This window comes from Flavobacterium chungangensis (genome assembly GCF_042654045.1).
GTDB classification, from domain to species: Bacteria; Bacteroidota; Bacteroidia; order Flavobacteriales; family Flavobacteriaceae; genus Flavobacterium; species Flavobacterium chungangensis.
The window spans coordinates 30688-51646 of record NZ_JBHSFY010000003.1 but is presented as its reverse complement, the minus strand read 5'-3'; the positions used below and the strand labels follow the sequence as shown (position 1 = coordinate 51646).

Below are 20959 nucleotides of genomic sequence, written 5' to 3'. Positions count from 1 at the left end.
TTTAAACCGTTTAAAACCCTAAAAACAAAAAAGACAGCCCGAAGGCTGTCTCATTTTTTATAAAAATTAATATTTATCCTTTATTTAAATGTTCTTAAAAGCATATTTCTTGAAAATACCCTAATCTGATACATTACCGGAGCGGAGGATCGGGTACATTAACCCTTATCAATGACAACTACTTTTTTTGTCGCTCTAAATTCATTAGTGATAATCCTTGTATCATAACTTCCTTTTTCATTTTTTATATCTGAAGTTATATATCCTTGATCATTTATAACTCCATCTATAAAAAACGTTCCTGATTTATTAAACTTTACATCATAAAAAGGAATTGTGTGATTATCTATAGCACCAAAAGTATCTTTAGCAATTTTCCATAAATCTTTTTCTACATAATCAATGTTATCCGTTAGAGCCATTGAAAAGATAATATATCTATTTCTTTTACTTGTAGAATCATTTATCATACTCTCAGTAATAGTATCTAATACATTCGTATAATGTATTTCCCCTTTGTATTTCTTTCCTCTTAAAACAGTATCAGGAAATTCTATGCTATATTCAACGCCATTCCCTTTGAATTTAGTATTAATAAATTCTTCACTTTTAGTAGATTTCTCTTTACATTGAATAAAGAAAAATGCACAAAATATAATAATTATTTTAGTTACTCCTTTCATTTTCTTTCTTTGCTTTTCTTTCTGCTTCCAGTAGTCTTTGATTATTTCTATCAAAAATTTTCTTTGCATCTGATTGATTATTAACTGTGGAATCTTTTTCTACTTTATGAACCTGGGAAGGATTTCCTCTCAATGTTCCTGTAGTTGAATATTTCTCTACGGTAACTGTTATTTCTGTTTTGGCTTGATTAACCATTTCCCCAGCATTTTGGCCAATTGTCCAACCATTAGAATATGATTGAACTACTTTTGCAAAATCACTAAGAACATCGATAACTTTACCGCTTTTTGATATTGTTTTAGTACCTGTACTAAACCCTACATAAGTTGATAAAGCATCCAATCCTGTTACATCTACAATTTGGGTATTTCTATCACCTTTTCCTTTCTGAACTTTTCCGCTGGAATCCTCACCATTTCTAAGACTGCTTCTGAAATCATAACCTCCTGCTTTTCCTCCTGGTAATTTACTTTCATAACGCCATCCATTATCAAGTTCTCTGCCTATCTTTTTCAAGTCATACGGTATTTTTGTATTCCACTGATAATCTGCATAAGCTTTAATCTTGCCCCAAACTGTAGGCGGGTCTTCTGGTCCCATTCCTGTTGGGTCAATAAAACCTAAAGGATTATTAAGTGCATAAGCATAAGAAGAATAACCAGCAAATTTCTCCGCCAATGGATCAACTGATATAAAAATTCCCAGTTTCGGGTCTTGGTATCTTGCCCCGTAGTAGTAAAGTCCAGTCTCTCTATCTAACTCCTTAGATGTAAACAAATAAGGTGTATTCCATTTCGCATTCTTTTCTTCTAAGAAAACTTCCCCAAAAGGCACATATTCTATATGCTGAACTACTTCACCATCTAAGTTGCTAATGTACGAAGAACTTCCCAAATGATCAGGGTGGTAATAGAATTGCTGTAATTCTGCATTATCGTTCTTGGCTGTCATTTTTCCTGTTGTACTGCTAGAGTTTGTTTCTCCAGAAGGATTACAACAAAATCCTAAACCATTTACATAATCATTATTGTCAAGCCCATAATATGGAACTTCAAACGATGCGTAGTTCGCCTTCACAGTTTCTAAAGCTTTCTTGTACTTGGCATCGTAATTCACTTTAACACCAGAAAAAGATTCTCCAGCTTTCTCTACACGTCTTGGGTCTGCTCCGTAACTGTCAAAATCACCAAGCTTGCTTACAATACGCTGTGAGCCAATATAAATGTGTTTAGTATAACGACCACCACTTTGAGCCACTAAATATGGATTAACATACAAAGTAAAATCAGATGTTGATGTTTTTCCTCCAGAGAATGCAGAGTTCACAAAAATCCCTTGTCCTCCTCCAGAAAGCTTAGTCACACGTTCTCCTCCTGCGTCATAAGTGTAGTTAGAAACATAACCGTTAATGTCTACTGCACCTAAACGATTTTCTTCATCCCACAAGAATTTTTTCTCCTGTGCTTTTTCATTGACTTTACCGTCAGTTTTAACTTCTTCGGTATTTACATAAATCATGTTCCCGTTTTTGTCGTAAACATATTTATTGTTCTTGTTCTTGTCGACTTTTGGGTCTGTGTTTTTGGTTCTGTATTCGGTTTCGGTTACATTATCGAGCTGGTGTTTGTTGGTTCCGTTATAATTGTAATTCATGGTATAACCTGCCTTCAAAATGCCTGTTTCTGTAACCTTGTTCTGCATTACGTTTTGCGTTTTGCTTACAATATTGTGCAGATCGTCGTATTTCATTTCCAGACTGTAATTTACCGTTTTCTGGTCCGCTCCTGTGTAAACTCCGTTTGCACTTGTTAACTGGTACAAATTATCATAGTTGTAATTATGCGCCATCATTCCACCCATTTTATTGCTTACGCCCGCTGCGCTGTTGGTAACGTCCAAGACATTGCTTACTTTGTCATACTGGTACTTGTTGTTCATGAACATTCTTGGCGTATTATTGCCCTGATATCCTGTTCCTGAAGCTACGGTCATATTGTCCAGTCTTCGTCTTAACGGTTCGTAATTGTACTTGGTTTCGGTTCCGTTACAGTATTTCAGGTAGCTTCTCTGCTCAAATTTATCGTAGCCAATTTTGTTGACATAGTTATAGCTGTAGGCTTTTTTGCCTGCCACTGCCTGCAGTAATCCGCCAGAATTATACGTATAATTTACTTTTTCCTGATCTGGATAAATCATTTCCTGAAGACGGTTCCATGAGTCGTATTTCCAGCTCGTTACATAAGTTGCAACGGCTGAATTTGGTACAATTACGGTTCTGCGAATGCTTTCGATCTCGCCCAGAACTCCATATGAGAATTCCTGTGCGCCTGTGGCATCTTCCACCAAAATCAGTCTTCCCTTGCGGTTCTGGCTTTCGTTTTTAGATCCGAAAACATAGCGCACATCGTTCTGAGGATTTTCAGGATAATGAATATTGGTTAATCGGTTAAACTCGTATTCATACGTGATCTTTTTGCTTTTTGCTTCCAGATTGGCGGTTTGCCTTTCCAAAAGGTTATTTAAGGCATCATACTTAAAAGTGCTTTTTCCTGCATCGGGCTGGATGACTTCTATTCTCCTGTCGGCATAATCATATTTGCTTGGTTAATGATCTGAAGCAGAACATCTTCGTTTCCAAAAACACCTTTAGTCCCGCTATCCGCTATATCTTTTGTGGCGAACCCCGCCACAAAAGGATACCGCTTCTATCGGGGCTACATATCACATCTTCGTTTTTTCAATGAACTTTCTTCAACAGCATACAGCTTCAAAGATTGCTTTATTATTCAATATTAACCGCCCTCAAAAGCCTAATTTTAAACAGAATAAGACAAAAAAACTTTTATTTTTATGCCCTAATCTGAAACACTCGAGAGTAAAAACCTCATTTTAAAACCGTTTAAAACTCGAAAAACAAAAAAGACAGCCCAAAGGCTGTCTGATTTTTTATAAAAATTAATATTCATTCTTTACTCTAATGTTCGTAAAAGCATATTTATTATAAATGCCCTAATCTGATACATTACCCATTACCAGCTAATTTGATACATTACCCAAATATTCATCTGGATAATCTTCTATAGCATCTTTTAGCATTGCCTTATAAAATAAACCCGAAAAATCTTTATTAATCATTTTCATGCTATCTACTTCCTTTAATGCTGTTATCCTATCACTTTTATACAATTTCATTATGAAGTAATCGACATATAACAATGAATCTTTTGGATTTTGATCAATCTTATTTTTAATGTATTTCAAATTTTTATCAATATAATTTTTAGCTACATTTTTATCTTTTTTATAATTTTTTAAATACCTAATTGTATTAAGCGTTATTTCTTTCTTACTAGGATTCATAGTTGTATTTTTAACTAATAAAGTCTCTAACTCCTCATATTTTTTAAGATACATTAATAAAGGTACAACTAACTGGTAATTCTCATCTGTAAGTCCTTTTTCTCTATACATTGCAGTTTTAGATAATTCTTTATAACTCTTTTCTAAAAAGTTTTTATTTTTTGTGGATCTATATTCAGTTAAGTATTTATAACTCATTTTTAAAGATCCTGGATTATCCAAACCTCTATTTTTACAAGAGATTATTAAAAAAAAGACTAAACAAACTATCTTTTTCATATTCTTAAAGTTTATTGGTATTAATATAATTTCCACTACTAGCATTATTAAATGGAATTGATAAATTCAAATTAGTAGTGTTTTCAAATGGAATTAATCCTCCAAAACCAGGAGCTGTTAAAGATTTCAAGCTATCTGTATCAAAATATACTCCTTTAAAACTGAAATTAAGATTAGATGACTTCCCGTAACTACTTTGTATTGAGCCTGCACTCCAATAACTTTGATAATTTAAACTAGGAACATCTCCCCCTTGTGATATACCACCGTAAGGACCTGGTTTAAAAACACCCATCTGTTTACCCTGCAATGACATTTTGTCTCCTCTTAAACTTAATGCTCCAATATTTGGATAAGGAGCATTAGTCTCCCCTGATACTGTAGCAAATATATTAATACCTAAAAATTCTTTAGTTTTAATTTCTCCTGAACTATCATATTTAGTTTTTACATCTGCAGAAAAAGCAACATTTAATGTGCTTTCTGCTGTCATATTATAAACAGCTGCACCTTTAGCAGAATAAGCATTGTCGAAAGTATCTCCAGAAATAGACCCCATATCCCAATCAGAAGTCTTGAAACTTGATTGACCAAATAAATCATAAACAATAGAACTATCCTCTCTTCCAATATAAACATATTCTTTAGGAGTATTGTCCAAAGAAGTTACTTCTTTTTTCCATTCATACTTACCTGATGCTTTATTTTTCACCCAATCTTTGCCATCTGGATCAATTAATTTTATAGGGTTATTAGCTACATAATTATATGAAGAATAGTTAGGATGTTTCTCCGTCAACAGATCTACAGATATAAAGATTCCAAGTTTCGGATCTTGGTACCTAGCTCCAAAATAATACAATCCAGTCTCACGATCTAACTCCTTAGATGTAAACAAATACGGCGTATTCCACTTAGCATTTTTCTCCTCTAAGAAAACTTCTCCAAAAGGCACATATTCAATATGCTGAACAACTTCGCCATCCAGATTGCTAATATACGAAGAACTTCCCAAATGATCAGGGTGGTAATAGAATTGTTGCAACTCCGCATTGTCATTTTTTGCAGTCATTTTTCCTGTTGTACTGCTAGAGTTTGTTTCTCCAGAAGGATTACAACAAAATCCTAAACCATTTACATAATCATTATTGTCAAGCCCATAATATGGAACTTCAAACGATGCGTAATTTGCTTTTACAACATCTAATGATTTCTTGTATTTAGCATCATAATTTACCTTTACTCCTGAGAATGATTCTCCTGCTTTTTCAACTCTTCGCGGGTCAGCTCCGTAACTGTCAAAATCACCAAGTTTAGAAACAATTCTTTGGCTTCCAATATAAATGTGTTTGGTATATCTTCCGCCACTTTGAGCTACTAAATAAGGATTCACATAAAGTGTAAAATCACTCGTTGAGGTTTTACCTCCAGAGAAAACAGAGTTTACAAATATCCCTTGTCCTCCGCCTGATAACTTAGTTACACGTTCACCTCCAGCGTCATACGTGTAATTACTCACATAACCATTAATATCCACTGCGCCAAGTCTATTTTCTTCATCCCACAAGAATTTTTTCTCTTGCGCTTTTTCATTTACTTTTCCATCGGTTTTAACCTCATCAGTATTTACATAAATCATGTTCCCATTCTTGTCGTAGACATATTTATTGTTCTTGTTTTTGTCTACTTTAGGGTCTGTGTTTTTGGTTCTGTATTCGGTTTCTGTTACATTATCCAGCTGGTGTTTGTTTGTACTATTATAATTATAGTTCATGGTATAACCTGCCTTCAAAATGCCTGTTTCTGTTACTTTGTTCTGCATTACGTTTTGCGTTTTGCTTACAATATTGTGCAGATCGTCGTATTTCATTTCCAGACTGTAATTTGCCGTTTTCTGGTCGGCTCCTGTGTATATTCCGCTGGCAGATGTCAGCTGGTACAGATTATCGTAAGCGTAATTATGAGACATTATCCCGCCCATTTTATTGGCTACGCCTGCGGCGCTGTTGGTAACGTTCAAGACATTGCTTACTTTATCATACTGGTATTTGTTGTTCATGAACATTCTAGGCGTGTTATTGCCCTGATAGCCTGTTCCTGAGGCTACGGTCATATTATCGAGTCTTCTTCTCAGCGGCTCGTAATTGTACTTGGTTTCCGTTCCGTTGCAGTATTTCAGGTAGCTTCTCTGCTCAAATTTGTCATAGCCAATTTTGTTTACGTAATTGTAGCTGTAGGCTTTTTTGCCTGCCACTGCCTGCAGCAGTCCGCCAGAATTATACGTATAATTTACTTTTTCCTGATCAGGATAAATCATTTCCTGCAGACGGTTCCATGAGTCGTATTTCCAACTTGTCACATAAGTTGCAATCGCTGAATTAGGTACAATCACAGTTCTACGGATGCTTTCGATCTCGCCCAGAACTCCGTATGAGAATTCCTGCGCGCCTGTGGCATCTTCCAACAAAATCAGTCTCCCTTTGCGGTTTTGGCTTTCGTTTTTAGAACCGAAAACATAACGCACATCATTCTGAGGATTCTCAGGGTAATGGATATTTGTTAATCGGTTAAACTCATATTCGTAGGTAATCTTTTTGCTTTTTGCTTCCAGATTGGCTGTTTGCCTTTCTAAAAGGTTATTTAAGGCATCAAACTTAAACGTGCTTTTTCCTGCATCGGGCTGGATGACCTGTGTGCGTCTGTCTGCCATATCGTAAGTGCTTATTTAATGATCTGAAGCAGAAAATCTTCGTTTTCAAAAACACCTTTAGTCCCGCTATCCGCTATATCTTTTGTGACGAACCCCGCCACAAAAGGATACCGCTTCTATCGGGGCTACACATCACATCTTCGTTTTTTCAATGAACTTTCTTCAACAGCATACAGCTTCAAAGATTGCTTTATTATTCAACATTGACCACCCTCAAAAGCCTAATATTAAACAGAATAAGACAAAAAAACCTTTTATTTTTATGCCCTAATCTGAAACACTCGAGAGTAAAAACCTCATTTTAAAACCGTTTAAAACTCTAAAAACAAAAAAGACAGCCCTAAGACTGTCTCATTTTTTATAAAAATTAATATTTATCCTTTATTTAAATGTTCTTAAAAGCATATTTCTTGAAAATACCCTAATCTGATACATTACCGGAATTAACTAATCTAACAACTTTACAAATAAAAGATTACCCTTTAATAAACAAAAAACACTATCCTTCCTTTGTTCTGTAATTGGATATTCTTTTTTATCATCATAAAAAATATTCTTACTTATTTTTGCTTTTTTTACTTCTGAAATTTCATACATCTCCATAAGCAATGAATCTTTTTTTAATTCCAAAATATTATAAGATATTCCTCCTTCTGATTTATACACTACAACAGAACTAAGTGTATCATTATCATACCTAAAAGTAATAGTTGGTTTATATTTTTTTTTATCAAATCTTAACATGTCTTTTGAATATTGAAAATTTTCATCTACTTCTACATATTTTGTTATTTCATATTTTTTTAGATCATTATCTGATTTACACCCAAAAAACACAATAAAAAATAACAATAAAAAAATGCTTCTTTTCATACTAATTGCTTTTTGTATTTGTTCTTTCTTTAGAATTTCTTTTTTCTACAACTACTTCTATTTTGCCTTTATTTGTCTTACTTTTATTTGCTTGCTCAATTATAGACTCAAGAACTCTATTCGAATAGTTATTAGATGGATTTTTCTCTGAATTATTTTCATCTGTAATTCCGAAACAACCTTCGGAAGCTGCATAAGATAAACTTCCATCCGCATGTTTATAAACTCCACCAACATGTAACATAACTCCAGAAACAACATTAGCTTTTGTTCTATACCCTAATTCAACTGATGTATCGTTTGCTTCTGCGTGCATCACTTCAGATCCAGATTGAGTAAGTTTCAGTGCTTTTGTCCCATCCCCTTTTGGATAACCACCTGGTACAACTTTAGCTGTATAATGGTTAACATTTTCTTCTTTTGGCTCAAACGCAACATTTGTTAATTTTCCACTTGCAGCATCCTTCTGCCTAACTACAAATGCATCACGTGTTGTTAAAAATGACATCTTGTAATTTTTATTTTCAGTATCTGTAACTGTTACACGATAGAGATTTACCCTTGTTCTTCTTCCTTCTTGGGTATAACCAATAACTCTTTGTAAGGTACTTCCTGCTACTTGTTTTGTAATAGTAATTATAGGATACTCCCCGTCAGGATCAATGAATTTAATAGGATTATTAAAACAGTAATTATAAGGAGACCAATTTAGGGATTTTTGAGCTTGCGGATCGACTGATAACCAAACTCCAAGTTTCGGATCTTGATACCTTGCCCCAAAATAGTACAATCCTGTTTCTCTGTCTAACTCTTTACTTGTGAAAAGATACGGTGTATTCCACTTCGCGTTTTTCTCTTCCAAGAAAACTTCCCCGAAAGGCACATATTCAATATGCTGAACTACTTCACCATCTAAGTTACTAATATACGAAGAACTTCCCAAATGGTCAGGATGATAATAGAATTGCTGCAATTCTGCATTATCATTCTTGGCAGTCATTTTTCCTGTTGTACTGCTAGAGTTTGTTTCTCCAGAAGGATTACAACAAAATCCTAAACCATTTACATAATCATTATTGTCAAGCCCATAATATGGAACTTCAAACGATGCGTAATTTGCTTTTACAACATCTAATGATTTCTTGTATTTAGCATCATAATTCACCTTCACGCCAGAAAAAGATTCTCCAGCTTTCTCAACACGTCTAGGATCCGCTCCGTAACTGTCGAAATCACCAAGCTTAGAAACTATTCTTTGACTTCCGATATAAATATGTTTCGTGTATCTTCCGCCACTTTGAGCCACCAAATAAGGATTCACATAAAGGGTAAAATCACTTGTAGAAGTTTTGCCTCCAGAGAATGCAGAGTTTACAAATATCCCTTGTCCTCCGCCAGAAAGCTTCGTTACTCGCTCGCCTCCTGCGTCATACGTATAATTAGAAACGTAACCGTTAATATCAACAGCCCCTAAACGATTTTCTTCATCCCAGATAAATTTCTTCTCTTGGGCTTTTTCATTGACTTTACCGTCAGTTTTAACTTCCTCGATATTTACATAAATCATGTTTCCGTTCTTGTCGTAGACATATTTATTGTTTTTATTCTTATCGACTTTCGGGTCGGTGTTTTTGGTTCTGTATTCGGTTTCGGTTACATTATCCAGCTGGTGTTTGTTGGTTCCGTTATAATTGTAATTCATAGTATAACCTGCCTTCAAAATGCCTGTTTCTGTCACTTTGTTCTGCATTACGTTTTGCGTTTTGCTTACAATATTGTGTAGATCGTCGTATTTCATTTCCAGACTGTAATTTGCCGTTTTCTGGTCGGCTCCTGTGTAAACTCCGTTTGCGCTTGTCAATTGATACAGATTATCATAAGCGTAATTATGAGACATTATCCCGCCCATTTTATTGGCTACGCCTGCGGCGCTGTTGGTCACATTTAAGACATTGCTTACTTTGTCATACTGGTATTTGTTGTTCATGAACATTCTTGGCGTGTTATTGCCCTGATATCCTGTTCCTGAAGCTACGGTCATATTATCGAGTCTTCTTCTCAGCGGCTCGTAATTGTACTTGGTTTCCGTTCCGTTGCAATATTTTAAATAGCTTCTCTGTTCAAATTTATCGTAGCCAATTTTGTTTACATAATTGTAGCTGTAGGCTTTTTTGCCTGCCACTGCCTGCAACAGTCCGCCAGAATTATACGTATAATTTACTTTTTCCTGATCTGGATAAATCATTTCCTGCAGACGGTTCCATGAATCGTACTTCCAGCTTGTCACGTATGTCGCAATTGCTGAATTTGGCACAATCACCGTTCTGCGGATGCTTTCGATCTCTCCCATCACGCCATACGAGAATTCCTGCGCTCCCGTGGCATCTTCCATCAGAATCAATCTTCCTTTGCGGTTCTGGCTTTCGTTTTTAGAACCGAAAACATAACGCACATCGTTCTGCGGATTCTCCGGATAATGAATATTGGTTAATCGGTTAAACTCATATTCATACGTAATCTTTTTGCTTTTGGCCTCCAGATTTGCCGTTTGTCTTTCTAAAAGATTATTTAAGGCATCAAACTTAAAAGTGCTTTTTCCTGCATCAGGCTGGATGACTTCTATTCTCCTGTCAGCCAGATCATATTTGCTTAGGGTCTGCTGTCCTTGAGCGTCTGTAACACTTATATTTCTGTTTATTCCGTCATAGCCAAACTGCGTTGCAACGCTATTGGCATCAAGGGTTTTCATAGTCAGTCCAGAACCGTTGGCATAGCTTGAATTGGTATTGTTCAACGCATCGGTCACTTCTGTTTTCAGCAAATCGCCTTCTATGCTGTATGCCATTTTAGTTTCTGCGCCATCAGGCAGAGTCGTTGCAACTGGTCGGTCTAAAACATCATAAACCGTTTTGGTCGGCTCAACCGAATCGAAACTGTCCATCAATTTATTCCAGTCGCCTAGTGGTGCAGTCTGCGGATAATAGGCTGCTTTTACACGTCCGAAGGCATCAAACTTCGCTCGTCCCGAAACAACCATGACATCGCTCTGCTGGTCGGGAGTTTTATTATCGGTAATCGCTCCGTCTTTTTTCACTTGTATTGGTCTTCCCAGTCCGTCCACAAAAGTCACCGTTTCAATAGGATCATTCGGGTGCTGTGCATCAAAATGTTTGGTTCTTGCATAGGCAGTCCTTGTGATATTTCCGTTAGAAACGGTCGTTGTCGGGAAATACTCCATCGCAATGGTATACGGCTGTCCTGTTGCGGCTTCTTTTGGCCCCTGAACTTTAGTCAGACGTCCAAATTCATCAATTTCTTTCTTGATCAGATAACCGTTTACATCTTCGGTTTCCAATGCAATTCCGTAGCGGCTGTCGTAATTTCTGGCGTAACTGCGGTATTCAAAGTTATCTGAGATTTCTTCTACATACATCTTAAACTGATCGTCGTAACGGTATTTATAAAACGGACGCTCTTTTTTGTAATTCTCAGGCAATGTTTTTTGGGTTATATTTCCGTAACTATCATATTTCAGATCTGTAACCGCCCATTCGCTGCCATTGAGGTTCTGTTTTATCTGTGTAATATGATTGGCATAATTTACATCGTAAACTGCTCTAAAATCACGAACCGTGACACCATTCATACTTACTTTACTATTTACCGGAAGACCCAAAATGTGCTTGCCTAAATTGGCTACATACGCCATTTCGGTTTTGTAGTTTCCAGTGCTGTTGTCTTTATAGCTGTAACTTTTTAAATCTCCAAAGGTTCCGGAACCTACATAATATTCATTGTGAATTTCGTTTAATTTCAAAGGAGATGAACCGCCTTCATACGCCAATGAAGTTATATTTTTAACAGGGTTAAAACTCACTGCTCGGTCTGAACATATTTTAGAAACTGGCGTAAAATCATATTGATCTCCGGCGGCTTTTACCTGATAGGTATAATAATCCTGTATACTTTCTGTATATTTTGCTCCTGCATTTGAAGCACTGTTTACCCCTTCATTACTTTCTAGAACCGAACTCAGTAATTGTCCTGCATTGTAATAATCAGATACGTCGTAATTTTGGGTTAAGGTTCTGTATACTTTATCGCTATTTTCGGTATCGATGTTTTGGATTTTTACTTCGCCAAAGCCAAGGAAACTTCTTTCGTGACGTTCGTATTTACCTTTTGCATAGGCAAATTGTGTTTTCATATCAGGACCATCGCTGGCGATTCCGTCTTTGATTGCCACACTCTGCAATACCCATTTCCCTCCCGGATGATCGTAAGTTGGTGTAGTACGGCTGTAATCTACAGTAAATTCTGCTCCCAAAGGCGTATGAACAGATTTCAATTTATTGGTACGCGCAATAGTAGATCGTTTTACATTTAATTGATCATCTGTAGTTGAAGTTAAATAATCAGGGAATCCGTCGCCATCAATATCCTGTAGTTGGCTTTCTACACGGTTGCTGGAAAGTCCTGCATTTACTCCAGGTGTAACCGCCACTTTTAACTGAATAAGTGGTATTGGCACTGCAGCAGTATAGGCTGTATTAAGCGATTCGGCTGTAGAAGAAACTTGGCCTAAAACTTCCAATCCGTTCCATGGCATTGGAGCACTGTAACGATCCCCTAAATTTAAACGAACCAAATTGTTTTTAAATACTTGATCTACTAATCCATCTCCATTTACATCCTGAAGACTAAAATCGTTCCATGTTATAGTTTTGGTGAGTCCATAACCAGCACTTATTGACGAAGAACCAAAATCAACTCCCATGCCTATACTTGGAAATATCGATTCGCCTTTGGTAATATCTTCTAAACCATAATCAATAGGATCTGTAAAACCATATCCTAAATTAAGCTGTACTTTTTTATCGCTCAATATTTTATCAGGCAAACCATCACCGTTAATATCTGTCCATGTCTGCACCGTTGCTTCCTTATTGTAACTTACTCCTCCATTTACTGTAACAGAAGAAGATTCTTTTTTTGCTTTATCTAAAGCCGCTTTTGCATTTGCAGTAGCGGTTTCTGCTTTTTTTACTGCCTCACATGACCCCCCTATATTAGCAGTGGCAAGATTTTTAGCTGCTTTATTATATGTTCCCTGTGCAGTTCCTATAGCAGAAGCATGCATAGCCCCTCCACCGGCAGAAACGCTGTAAGCCTGACTCGTGCTATTGTGCAGTCCGCTAATCGCAACATTTTCACCATCAAAACCGCCATTACTATTGGTCATCTGAATATTTCGCTTACTAATAATATCTGGAAATCCATCGCCATTCATATCTTGGAAATCAAAAACCACTTCTGAATTACCCGTTGCTGTACTAATCGTAAAAGCGCCCGCCCCAGTTTGTATAGATACACTATTTCCTTTTGTCACTTTGTTAATTCCGGTTGCACCAGACCCCTCTGCGCAATAAGAATTATTAGTGTTTACTTCTCCTGCATTCAATCCTTCTAACGGATTTGCCAGTACTACATTATCTTCACCTAAACGAGAACTTGATACTACAGAGCCATTTACATAAGTTAGATTGTCTGCTCCTGACCAGTATTTTTTAGTCATTACATCAGGAGTCATCATATTAAAGATCATTTTTCTAGGATCTGTTTCTGCTTTATCTGAATCTGGCAATACCAGTTTGCTCTCGTCGATAGGTTTGTTATAACGTCCATCCATAGCATTATAAATAAATTGCCCCCAATGGCGTTGCATCGATCCAAATTTTTCTGTATCGGCTAGAACTGGAGCAAATACTGCTGCTACAATTGGTGTTCCGTTTACTGTTACCGTTGCTTTTGTAGCTGCCGATACCGGAATAACTCCCAAAGCTTCGCGATTTGTAAGGGTATATTCGATCCAAATTTTATCACCTTCATTCACGTTTACCTGCAATGGAGCTGCAGAAGTCAATACTCCATTAAGCATATTATAATTGCTTTTTCCGAGCAAAACTCCTGTACTTGTTTTTGCAGAAAGGGTTACTTTATAAGTAATTCCGTTTGTATTCACTCCTGTTAAATTAGGCACAAGTGTAAGGGTGGCTTTTACAGCTGAAGGATACAATTTTCCTTCTATTAAATGATCTGCAAAAAGGCTGTAATCTTTAAATGGTACGGTTTCATAATCTGATTTCCCAGTAATTACTGCACTATTTAATCCCGTACAATTTGCATCTGAAGGAGTAGGAGTAACTGCTGTAAAATTCCCCAAAGGATAATGGGTTAATTTTGCATCCCACATTATTTTATCCCAAGCCACATTGGTTTCGCTTGTTATGGCAATTTTTACTTCCTGATAATCGGCTGCAAGAGCAGGTAAAATAGTATTGGCTGTAAGTAAACTATTGACAGTTTCAGCTGCAGAATAGGTTTTACACCAAATTGTAGTAAAGGCACCTAAGCTATTTTTGCCTAAAAGGCTTACGGTAACAGCATCGCTGGTTATGGGTTTTGTAAAAACTCCTGTTACCTGTACTGCTCCTGCTTCATTTGCTTTCTGGACCACTATATTAGGCGTACCATTGTCTAGTACAAAACCTTCTGTAGCTTTGTAGCTGTAACGCTGCTGACCGTCAGGATTTGTAGGCAAGCCTGTTCTCGATGCGTCGGTGTAAGTAATAACAGGATTCCAATCGACCTGATCAAAGGCTCCATTGGCAAGATCTGTACGGCCAGATTGTACTCTAAAATATATTTTCTCTCCTTTTGTTACTATTTGCGAAACGGTTGAAAGATTAGCTGAAGGTGCCGCTTTTGTAAGTGGCTGTTGTGCCACAATTTGTACTGCTCCTTTTTGAATACCCACAAACACACCATCTGCCAAAGCATACTCTGCTTCATCATAGTTTCCTGTTGGCGGTATAAGTGTAGCTGTACTTTCTATTTTTATGGTTCCATCAAAAGGAGCTTCCCACATTCTAACCACATCTTGCAAAGGAGAATTGGCAATTGCTTCGGCCTGCTCCGCAGGATCTACTGCTGCTACACTGCTGTCTATTTTTCCGCCTCCTTTTATTGGACTGGCAGTATCAGAACTTGAAGTAGTGAAAGTTGGTATTGCATTCCCATTAAGATGCACAATATGATTAAAATATACCACTCCATCTCGTACTAAATCTACTAAACCGTCATTATTAACATCTTGAAAATAAGCACTGGTAGTAGTTGTACTATTTTCATAACTGGTTCCTACTGTCGCAACGATAGATGCAAATCCAATTTTTGCAACCGCACCATAACTTGTAGCTTTTGACTTGGTGAATGAAATTCTAGAAATTCCGTGAACTTCTAATTTATCTCCAAAAGTATTGCTCCCTATATTTGGACGATAGTAAATTCTACCCGATTCACTAAAGACTTTATCTGCTAAACCATCACCATTAATATCTACTAAAGTTAAAAGACCGTTTGATTGTGATGGAGAATACGAGAAATTAGCACCTACGGTGTTACTTGCAGAAAAGTAACTTTTATCATCAAGACCAACTCCTACAAATAAAGAAAATCCTTCAGAAGTAGAAACTCCACCTCCAAGTGCTGAAATTTTATCATTAAAAATAACATTATCTTTAGTTATTTCGTTTTTAGTTATCACACCCTTTCCGGTTACATCATCTTTTCCGGTATCCCAATCTTCTGTAGTATTGCTAAAAGGCACATAACCTTCTGCTGCTTTTACATCGTCATAATAATCAAAAATATGCTCGTTAAATTTTGCTCCGCTGGCGTCATTCTGCACTATTTTTTCCAGAAGTGTTTTTTTGAAAGCACCATCGTCTTTTTTATAAACAAAATCATAACTGCGCAGGGTGTTCCCTAAATGGGTTACTGTTACTTTGGTCAGCAATTTTTGTTTTGAAGTCAGAAATCCATAACGCCCGCTGTTTGTTTTTACGGTTTTATCTAGTCCGTTTACAAACGAAATGCTTGTATGTGCATTATCATTTTTATTGCCATATTCAGCTGTACTTAGATATACGGCTTTCGCTTTTACGCTGCCTTGCACCGTTTCATCTACTGCCGAAAAAGTATATTTAATATAGTCTCCGTGCAGTTCTGTTACGCTGGTTAGATACCACTCGGCAATGTTTCCGTTATCGCCTTTTAGAACTTGTTGGTATTTATACAAAGTCCCGTTTTTATCTGTGACTTCCCAAGTATAATTTTTAGGATCTGATCCTTTTCTAATAATTTTACTGAAACCTCCCTCTGTTCTTGGATAAAACTGAACATCGCCTGTTTTTCGGGCAATTTTCTCCCCACGATGCGCTGCTGTTGTATTTTGACCGTCCATTTGCACGAGCATTGTACCGTTTAAACTATAGGTTTCTGTCTCCAGAGTGGTACTATATCTCGGTACTCCCCATCTTGTATCTACACTGATTGCAGGAGTTTGTATGTCCCAACCTTCACCGAGCCATCCGCTTCCGCCATCGCTATTATAAGCTACATTGATATTGGGATGCATGCCGTTTCGTGCAGGCGGAACTTCTATCGCATAACTTAAATTTGCCGATCCGTACTGGTTTGCTGTTGGCGGCTGTATCGTTTGTACAGCTGCTGTAGGGTCTGCTGCTTTAATGTCATTCATCATTGTAGCAGCAAATCCTTGTGTATCTGGAGATTCTGGTGTTTTGATCACACCATTAATCATATCAGTGAAATGCGTTGTTTTTGAAATGATTATTTGATGTGCTGTATCCAAACTATCGCGCTCCAATGCCTCCCAATGCCCTGTATTTTTATCAAAAAAGAAAGTACGGATATCTTCTTCCGTATATCCCGGAGGCAGTAATTCTTTATTATATCCTAATTTTACAACTGCTCCATCCGCAAAATGTTCACCATGAGGCAAAAAACGATATCCTCTTCCATTAGTAAGATTCGTCATTGTGGGATCTAAGGCAGGTAAGTCTAAAGATCGTAAAGGCGTAATGCTTAATGTTTTGTTTTCTAACAAAGCGCTTTCGCTGACCTCAAGACTTGCCGCACCTACAGAAAGTATATTTTTTTGTCCTTTAATAAATCGTTTCGATTCTCCTGCAAGAACTTTCAGTAACGGTTCCTGATGCGTTGCCGAAAAAGGTTTTACAGCAATTTTCTGCTCTGTTGTTTTTCCATTTGAGGTAATTTTTACTGTTGCAGTTGAATTATTTTCTAAAGGCAGTACGGTCTCAAAAAATCCATTTTGATGTATGACTGCTTTTCCATCAATGCTAATCTGACTGTCAGCTGTTAATCCGTCTACAAAACCGCTTACATACCCTTCTCCTTTATAACTTAGAGCTGTCAGGTTTTCCAGCTGCAATGTTTTTGCTTTTCCTTTTTCTATTACCAGAGATAAATTACGAACTTGATATCCGTAGGAAGCATTTTCTGGAAGTGAAAATAATACTGTATTATCGCCAGAATGTAAACTTGAAACACTTATATACTGTTCTTGTTGGCTCCACTGGTCGCTTTTTTGCACCCAATTTCCTCCTCTGGAAAATTCATCATTGATACTTACAGCAGCTCCATGATAATCTGAAATTCCCTGTAATTCATAAACCAGTTTCACACGGTCTTCTGATGCTGGCTTTTCTTTAAGACTGAAATGAAAAATATTGTCTGCCGGATTATCTAAAAGTTTCCCGGCATAAATACCTATAATCCCTCCATTCTCCAAAGCAGGAATAATTATTTTATTTGTCTCTGAATGTGATGTACTGCCTGTAAAACTTTTTTGACTGACAGTATTTACTATTTTTTTCGAATCGTAAGCCTGCTGATTCTGATGTACACCTGCAGAAGTATTTATAAAAATCGCTGCTGATCGAAAATTATAGGCAAATGCGCTTTGTCCTAATATTATTACTGACAATATGCTTGCTGTTATCCTTTGTATGGCTGATTTCGAATTGTATTTCTTTTCCATATTATATATGATGATTTTTCCAAAACTGGTGTTTTGGGTATTATTTTATTGTATACTGATGCCTGTTTCTTGCTAAAATTCAGGTTTTTATTACTGAATAATGATTGATTTTGAAAACTCTCCTTCTGCAGTTAAAACTTTTATGATATAAATTCCTGGGACAGGAATACTGGTTGTAAAAGTTGCTGTTTTTAGCTGATCCGGATTTCGGAGCTGAGTTATTAATGTTCCTCCCGTATTAAAGATCAATACCATAATTTCGGATGGTTCGTTTAATTTTACATATATGTTGAAGTTTGCACCAGGTTTTGAAGGTACGGGAGCAACGACAAGATTGTCCAATACAGGCGGTACAATAGGCGGAACGATCTCATTACATTCTGGTGCGGTCAATACTATTTTCTGTACCAATCTGTTTGTAACCCCGTCGCCTTCTGTTATGTTTAAATAATTTGCGGCTTCCCAAACCAGTTTTGTCGGACTTGTTACAAATCCTGTATGCAGTAAATTATAAATTCCGTTATTGACACCGTCAAGCGCTACAAATCCGTAATACGGTAATGTTTTATCTGCTGTTGCGATATCTTGTGTTCCAACCAAAACGGTATTAACCCAGCATTTTAAAACTCCTCCCTGCATTTCCAGCTTTATTTTGCTTCCTTTTTCAAGCGTTGCTAAAACATTTGCCTGTGCAGTGCCTTTATTCCAGAAATACAACTGATTTTGTTTTATCTTAACTCCATAATTAAGATAGGCTGAGGTACGATTGGTTTTCTGACTGATAAAACCAACATATTTATCTGACACAAAATCAGTTACAGCCCACTCTAAGCTTCCGTTTCCAAGAACAGTTAATGCCGTACTTGTTACAGAAGCAGACTGTGCTGCTACTAATGATTTTTCAAAATTAGTCCCTAGCATTTCCAGTGTCAAATCATAACTTCCAGCTTCAATACCTGTTAATGTCATTTTTGATTCATAAAAAGTTCCCGTTTGTAAAACCGGCGTAGTTCCTGTTTTAACTAAAGTGTATTTGTAACCGGGCATTCCTTCTTTTACCTCAATATTAATTTTTCCATCCTGTTGTAAAACACCGTCTTTACAAGTAGGAGCTATTCCGTCTTCAAGTGCAATTAGTTTAATATTGGTTGCCTTATACCCAAAAGAAAAAACATCTTTACCATTTCCGTCAGCGTCCCAGATAACATTGTTGAATATTATTTTTTTTCTGACAGCATCTATTTCGCTTACGGGATAATATTCTACTTTATCCACTTCAAAATTACCTGTCCCGGAACGGTCAATAATCAAGAAACTTTTATCAGTATAATTTGCAAATTCTGACGCTCTTGAGCTATCATACGACAATTCTATTTTAGAACCTGTTGGCACAAACCCACCATGTGTAACCGTTATGGATACATCTGTAGTTTTTTTCTCCAACGATACAACACCATAAAATGATTTATCTGCATCTGCTGGTAATACTGTTAATGTTTTTGATGTAAAAGCTTTATTTCCGTTAGGATCATAGGCATTTATATACACTTCATTTCCCTTTTTCTCCAAGGTTACTTTATGATAGTTGACTGTAATATTACCTAAGCTTACGAGCTGTTTAGTGTTTTCTATTGCATAAACAGATCCGTTTGCTTCGATTTTTACACCGTAATCAGATGTGCCTGCTATACCGCTTTGCTCTCCAAATTTTACTATTGTAACATTTCCTAAGGTTAAAGGCTTAAATTCTAAATATCCTGTTTTATCCTTTAAAGGAATTGTAGTAACACTTGTCCCTGTAGTTGAAGCTGTTTTATTTGCAAAGGTAGTTTTGGCAAATTCTGACTCTGTTGATAGCCCGTTATTTTTAAAAAGCAACGTTTTTTCTTCGGTTGTTGAGGGTACAACATTGGTTACTAATTTCCATGATCTGGCCATACGTTTAATTCCGGCTATACCGCCCGCATTCTGTGCGGTTAATACTCCATTATCATCTCCCCATAAAACTGCATTTTTATCTGCTAAGGAATTCCCAGGAAATTGTCCCATGGCCAACAATCTATTTGTAGAAGATAAATCTCTTATATTGGTATCCTGATAAGAATCGAAGGCATCTGAAAAATAGGGCGCTTCTTCATAACTAGTAGTAGAAAATGTCTGATTTAAATTACTTGTATCATCGCGCATAATACCGGTAATACGGTTGTTGTAGGTTTTATTAGCACTCCAGTCCCAGATTAGTTTATCATCACTTCCTATATAAGAATTACTCAAACTTACACCATACTTTACAGCCAGATACGTTTCAATTTTACAACGTTCCAAAGGTGTTAGAACACGGCTGTAAACCAGAAGCTCTGGAACATATCCGTTAAAATTATTTGCAAAGTTGGTCTCCGGATAAGTAGATAAGCCATTTGCAGCATTTAGGTATCCATAACCTAGCGTTAAATTCGACTTTTGATCTTCTCCCCATACAGAACTGTTAGGCTGTTGGTACTGGTAGTAGGAAACAATTTTTAAGGAACGTTCCCTGAATTTATCATCTGATCCTTCACTATTGTCCTTATTTCTATACAAATCCTCACCATCGGTACTTCCATAGTCCAAAACTTCGCCATCTCTTTCATTACTATTTACTATCCTATCATTTGTAATGATTGTGCCTTCATTGGGACGGCCAGTAATTCCAAATAAAATATTCTCTGAATTAAAACCAATTCCTACATGACTGTAAAGTCCTATAATTGTTCCTTGCTGTAGATTGGTATTATTTAGAAAAAACTGACGAGTCCCTGAGTAGAGATACAGTGCAGGATTAAAATTGTAATATCTGCCAAAATAGGAATACTCGGTGGTGGTATTCCAATTATTTAATTTGGATCCGTCTCCTCCAAAATCCTGCCAGTTAAAATTAGTATTAGATAACCTATTCGTTTTAAACCAAATTTGCGCCCCCTGCACTCCTCCCGGAGATTGACTGTAGGACAAAATCTGAACACAAAAAACAAAACACAAAATAAACAGGCTTTTTACTTTTTTCATATGGCTTAAATAATACTGGTATATTAGTTTTAACAAAAATTTCTTACAATTTTATAATATTTTTCTGATATATAAAAATA

General features: G+C 36.5%; 7 protein-coding genes. All 7 read right to left on the bottom strand.

Annotated elements, in window-relative coordinates:
* Nucleotides 1–158 precede the first annotated feature (158 nt).
* Complete coding sequence (locus tag ACFO3N_RS05350) at nt 159–683, bottom strand: hypothetical protein (protein WP_379795847.1); 525 nt, start codon at nt 681–683, stop codon at nt 159–161.
* Entirely contained in the window at nt 667–3195 is a 2529-nt protein-coding gene (locus ACFO3N_RS05345; RefSeq protein ID WP_379795845.1) for an RHS repeat domain-containing protein, read from the bottom strand. The genes ACFO3N_RS05350 and ACFO3N_RS05345 overlap by 17 nt, the downstream gene beginning before the upstream one ends.
* 525 nt (nt 3196–3720) lie before the next feature.
* A complete protein-coding gene (locus ACFO3N_RS05340; RefSeq protein WP_379795843.1) occupies nt 3721–4323 on the bottom strand; it encodes a hypothetical protein in 603 nt (200 codons plus the stop codon).
* Nucleotides 4324–4327: 4 nt separating this feature from the next.
* Entirely contained in the window at nt 4328–7033 is a 2706-nt protein-coding gene (locus ACFO3N_RS05335; protein ID WP_379795841.1) for an RHS repeat domain-containing protein, read from the bottom strand.
* 447 nt (nt 7034–7480) lie between these two features.
* On the bottom strand, nt 7481–7906 hold the full coding sequence (locus ACFO3N_RS05330; RefSeq protein ID WP_379795839.1) for a hypothetical protein: 426 nt from the start codon (nt 7904–7906) through the stop codon (nt 7481–7483).
* Between the two features lies 1 nt (nt 7907).
* Entirely contained in the window at nt 7908–17780 is a 9873-nt protein-coding gene (locus ACFO3N_RS05325) for an RHS repeat-associated core domain-containing protein (RefSeq protein ID WP_379795837.1), read from the bottom strand.
* Between the two features lie 144 nt (nt 17781–17924).
* Complete coding sequence (locus tag ACFO3N_RS05320; RefSeq protein ID WP_379795835.1) at nt 17925–20879, bottom strand: DUF8202 domain-containing protein; 2955 nt, start codon at nt 20877–20879, stop codon at nt 17925–17927.
* Nucleotides 20880–20959 lie beyond the last annotated feature (80 nt).

Bases quoted from the DNA above. Each gene is read 5' to 3' on its own strand.
- ACFO3N_RS05330 (WP_379795839.1), bottom strand. From the start codon at position 7,906: ATGAAAAGAAGCATTTTTTTATTGTTATTTTTTATTGTGTTTTTTGGG.
- ACFO3N_RS05320 (WP_379795835.1), bottom strand. From the start codon at position 20,879: ATGAAAAAAGTAAAAAGCCTGTTTATTTTGTGTTTTGTTTTTTGTGTT.
- ACFO3N_RS05335 (WP_379795841.1), bottom strand. From the start codon at position 7,033: ATGGCAGACAGACGCACACAGGTCATCCAGCCCGATGCAGGAAAAAGC.
- ACFO3N_RS05340 (WP_379795843.1), bottom strand. From the start codon at position 4,323: ATGAAAAAGATAGTTTGTTTAGTCTTTTTTTTAATAATCTCTTGTAAA.
- ACFO3N_RS05350 (WP_379795847.1), bottom strand. From the start codon at position 683: ATGAAAGGAGTAACTAAAATAATTATTATATTTTGTGCATTTTTCTTT.